Raw genomic sequence first — 1,835 nt, forward strand, 5'->3', positions numbered from 1 at the left:
ACCGCTGCCGCGAGCTGCTCGACGGGGTCGGGGGACGCCGGCCTGGACGCCTACGACGGCGACGGCGGGCTGGCTCGGCCGTGACCTGCGGCGGACGCGTCCAGGTGCTCGTCCAGCTGCTCGACCCGGCCGCCACCGAGCCGCTGTGCCGGGCCGCCGCGGGTCTCGACGCCCGCCTCGAGCTGCGCAACGGCGACGAGGTCGTGCTCGTCGAGCACCGGCCGGCCGCGCCGCGGATGCTCGTCGCCGGGGCCACGCAGGAGGCGGCCGCGCTGTGCACGCTGGCGGCCGCGCCGGGTACCGCGTGACGGTCGTCGGACCCGCGCCCGGTCTTCGCGACCAAGGACCGCTTCCCCGACGCCGCCGAGGTCGTGTGCGCCTGGCCGCAGGAGCACGTCGCCGAGGCCGGGCTCGACGCCCGGGGCGTCGCCGTGCTGCTCGCCCACGACGAGCGCGTCGACGCTCCCTTCCTGGCCGCGGCCCTGGCCGGACCGGCCGGGTTCGTCGGGGCGATGGGGTCGCGGCGCACGCACGAGCGACGCCTCGCCGCCCTGCGCGAGCTCGTGGTCGACGACGCCGCGCTGGCCCGGCTGCACTCCCCGGTGGGGCTCCGCCTGGGCGCCACCACGCCGTTCGACACCGCCGTGTCGATCTACGCCGAGGTGGTCGCCGCGCGCAGCGGTGCGTCCGGCCGCCCGCTGCGCGACGACCCGCACCCCGTCCACGGAGAGGACGCATGACCGACGCCCCGGACCGCCGCTCCGAGCTGCTCGAGCGGATCATCGACCACGTCGTGGAGCACGGCATCGACGGCCTGACCCTGCGCGGGCTGAGCCAGAGCACGGGCTCGAACAACCGGATGCTGCTGTACTACTTCGGGTCGCGCGACGAGCTGATCGTGACGGCGCTGCAGGAGTCGACCAAGCGCTTCCCCAAGGTCATGGCCGTCCCGCAGGTCGTGGCCGACGCGTCCCTGCCGCTGTGCGACCGGCTCGACACGGCGTGGCTGACGCTCGCGGCGCCCGAGAACCTGGCCTTCCACCGGCTGTTCTTCCAGGTGTTCGGCCTGGCCGCCTTCGACCCCGCGTCCTACCAGGCGTTCCTGGACGAGGTCGGGATGCAGTGGCTCGACGACCTCACCGCGTCGATCGCGGGCGACGGCTTCGACCCCGACACCGCGCGCCGCACCGCGGGCCAGGTGCTGTCGCTGTGGCGCGGCTTCCAGATCGCGCTGCTCAGCGGCATCGACGCCGGACGCGTGGACCGCGCGGCGTTCGACTCCCACCAGCGGCTGTGCCGCGACGCCCCGGCTCCGCGGGACTGACTAGCCGCGCGGACGCGGGTGGGTCTCGCCGGCCTCGACCGCGAACGCCAGCCGGTTCTGCGCCGGCGGCATGGGGCACAGGTAGTGGTCGGTGAACGTGCACGGCGGCAGGTAGGCCCGGTTCAGGTCGACCACGACGCTGCCGTCGGAAGCCGGGTCCAGCTTCACGAAGCGGAACTGGCGGGTCGTCGTGCCGTTGGTCGCGTCGGCGACCACCACCAGCTGGCGCCCGTCCGCCTGGGCCAGGGCCACCAGCGCCAGGTCGTGGCCCTGCACCCGCACGTGCACGGTGCCACCGACCGGCTCGGCGCCGGTGTGCCCGTCGACGTGGTCGACGTCCATGGTGGCGGCCGACGGCTCGAAGCGTCCCGTCGCGGACCAGGCCGGGTCGGGGCGCGAAGGTGTCGATGCCGTCCAGGGCGGCGCGGGTCGCGGCCTGCGGGTCCCAGACGCGCAGCGCGCGCTCGCCGTCGCGCTCCGATCGCGGTGAGCAGCAGCGCGCCGCGCTCGC

General features: G+C 75.6%; 3 protein-coding genes and 1 pseudogene. 3 read left to right on the plus strand and 1 reads right to left on the minus strand.

All coding sequences use genetic code 11. The features are described from left to right. The 3 genes and pseudogenes from AC2W7G_RS15290 to AC2W7G_RS15300 form a co-directional block, all read left to right on the plus strand. A partial coding sequence (locus AC2W7G_RS15290; RefSeq protein WP_485869193.1) for a hypothetical protein occupies nt 1-308 on the plus strand: 308 nt, incomplete at its 5' end. Between the two features lie 21 nt (nt 309-329). Then, nucleotides 330-740, plus strand: a pseudogene (locus AC2W7G_RS15295) (XdhC family protein); the annotation flags it as partial. Further along, nucleotides 737-1,324, plus strand: coding sequence for a TetR/AcrR family transcriptional regulator (locus AC2W7G_RS15300; protein ID WP_485869194.1), 588 nt, complete (start codon nt 737-739; stop codon nt 1,322-1,324). The pseudogene AC2W7G_RS15295 and the gene AC2W7G_RS15300, both read left to right, overlap by 4 nt. On the opposite strand, the gene AC2W7G_RS15305 is transcribed toward AC2W7G_RS15300, so the two are convergent. Beyond that, nucleotides 1,325-1,835, minus strand: a 511-nt coding sequence (locus AC2W7G_RS15305) for a DUF1684 domain-containing protein (protein ID WP_485869195.1), incomplete at its 5' end; no start/stop codon positions are given.

The organism is Aeromicrobium sp. PFPM2_SD2, assembly GCF_057364525.1.